Origin of the sequence: Rhizobium album (assembly GCF_003122325.1) — a bacterium.
Classification (GTDB): Bacteria; Pseudomonadota; Alphaproteobacteria; order Rhizobiales; family Rhizobiaceae; genus Metarhizobium; species Metarhizobium album.
Window position 1 is genome coordinate 1 of sequence record NZ_QFBC01000049.1, and the last position, 1,905, is coordinate 1,905.

Sequence of the window (1,905 nt, forward strand, 5' to 3'; positions counted from 1 at the left end):
TGGCAATCGAAATCGATTTTGGCCTTCCGAAGAAATCTCCGGCATGAGCAATACCCCCGATAACCTGCGTTATAAGGGGTATTGCTGAATATGGTCCTAACGATTCCACATTTAAGTTAGTGGCTGGTCCTCAAGGGAGCATTACTGACAGTGCTCGCACTATGGTCGGAATTCCGACATTTGCCGTCTTTTGGGGTCCCCGTCACAAGGAGGCGGATACCGGGTTAGCACCTCGTTTGGTTACGGAGATATCCCAAACGCAGGCCGCAGGGGAAAAGGATGGGGCGCTGCCCGAGAAAATCGAAATTGAACCCACACCTCAAATGGCGACGGTCAACAAAACCGAAATGGTTCAGTCGGGGCCGGTCACCAATGACAAAGCGGAGCTTGCCGCAATCCGCTATGCGAAGACCGACGCTAATCTGCGCGAGGGACCGGGCACCAAATTCGCCGTGATTATCGTTGTCCCTAAAGGCGGACAGGTCTCCGTCATGGAAACCAAAGGTGGATGGAGTCGTGTCCAGGTAGATGTCAATACGGCTGGATGGATGGCGAATTCTACTATCGTGAAAGATCGATCCTAGACGCGCGTCGGAACCGTCAGTTGCCGTTGTGAAGGAGACGAGATGAATGATCTGAACCACGCGGCCACGCAGTTCCGCGATCTCATCATGAGGACCCAGAAAAACAGCCTCCCGATTACGTTGCAGGATTTCCCGAATGGTGCCTGCGGGGATACGGCCCTGCTTCTAGGACACCATTTCGCAGAACTCGGGCATGGTGAGTTTCGCTACTATCTCGGATGGCGTGACGGGAGGTCTCACGCCTGGCTCCAGTCCGGATCGGTGATCGTCGATATTACCGCCGATCAGTTCGAGGATTTCGATGACCCGGTTTTCGTCTCGGATTGGTCGTCGTGGCACGAAGAGTTCGCTGGAACCGACCAACATGCGGCCAATCTGGCCGTTTTTGGAGAAGCGACAGAAGCAATGCTTCGTAGTACCTATGGGGCTATCCTAGCTTCGGGCAAATGAGACGATCAGAATCTAAAAGGCAGGGTTTCCCCTGCCTTTGGTGCTGGCCCACAGGCCAGAAAAGAGACTACATCTCGTTTCCGAGATGGGTGCCGACCCGCAGGTCAGACCCAATGTTTACCGGGCACCAACATGGCCGTCAACGGCCCTGCTACGATTTCCCGGAGCCGTCAATCGTTCAAGGATTTCGTCCTCGACAAGCGCAATACGGCGCTCGTGTTCAAGAGCGAGTGCAGCCATTTCGGCGGCATGCCTTTCCCCGACCCGGTTTTCGATAAACGAACGCAGGGGAACAATGGCACTTGCGACACCTTCGAGGATCGCTTCGAAATCCTTTTGCAATACCTTCGGCACCAAGTGCAGGCCACCCCGACTGAAATCGACATAACGCTCAAGTCTGCAGATGCCGGCGGTCATGACCTTGTCGCAGATTGCCCAAACCGTGCGCTCCTTGTCCGGCCCCGGATTTTCCGACAGCTGCCGGCAGTATGGAGGAAGCGGAAGGCCCAGTTCGATTTCACGAGGCGGTTCGCTCGTCAATGGTACGAAAACGACCGCGCCATCCATCGGTGACATGGAGGCTGGCGGACGCAGGATCACCCCTGGGTGATAGCCGGTGAACTCGGGTTTACGCGCGCCCTTCGCGGCCGCAATCCAATAGACTTCGCGAGATGCTGGTTTCCTGAGGATCGTCAGCACCTCGTCGTTCCAGCTATCGAGCGCTCCCCTCGGCCTGATCGGCCTGATCGTGTCCCAGGAGATGGTGTAGCTTCGGCGATCGCCGTGCCTTCCGGACAGAGCCGGGAATTGATCAGCTTGCTGCTGGCAGGCTGATGAGCGGATCATCGCTCATCGCGGCGATGGTTTCCAG

General features: G+C 56.3%; 3 protein-coding genes. 2 read left to right on the top strand and 1 reads right to left on the bottom strand.

Features of this window, described 5'->3' with window-relative positions; all coding sequences use genetic code 11:
- The first annotated feature begins 236 nt into the window (after nt 1–236).
- Nucleotides 237–584, top strand: coding sequence for an SH3 domain-containing protein (locus DEM27_RS33320; RefSeq protein WP_165823743.1), 348 nt, complete (start codon nt 237–239; stop codon nt 582–584).
- 42 nt (nt 585–626) lie between these two features.
- On the top strand, nt 627–1,034 hold the full coding sequence (locus DEM27_RS33325) for a hypothetical protein (RefSeq protein WP_109462510.1): 408 nt from the start codon (nt 627–629) through the stop codon (nt 1,032–1,034).
- A 117-nt stretch (nt 1,035–1,151) separates the two neighbouring features.
- Here DEM27_RS33325 and DEM27_RS33330 read toward each other — a convergent pair whose 3' ends face one another.
- Nucleotides 1,152–1,880 (bottom strand): hypothetical protein, encoded by a 729-nt coding sequence (locus DEM27_RS33330; protein WP_109462511.1) that lies wholly within the window; start codon nt 1,878–1,880, stop codon nt 1,152–1,154.
- Between the last annotated feature and the right edge of the window lie 25 nt (nt 1,881–1,905).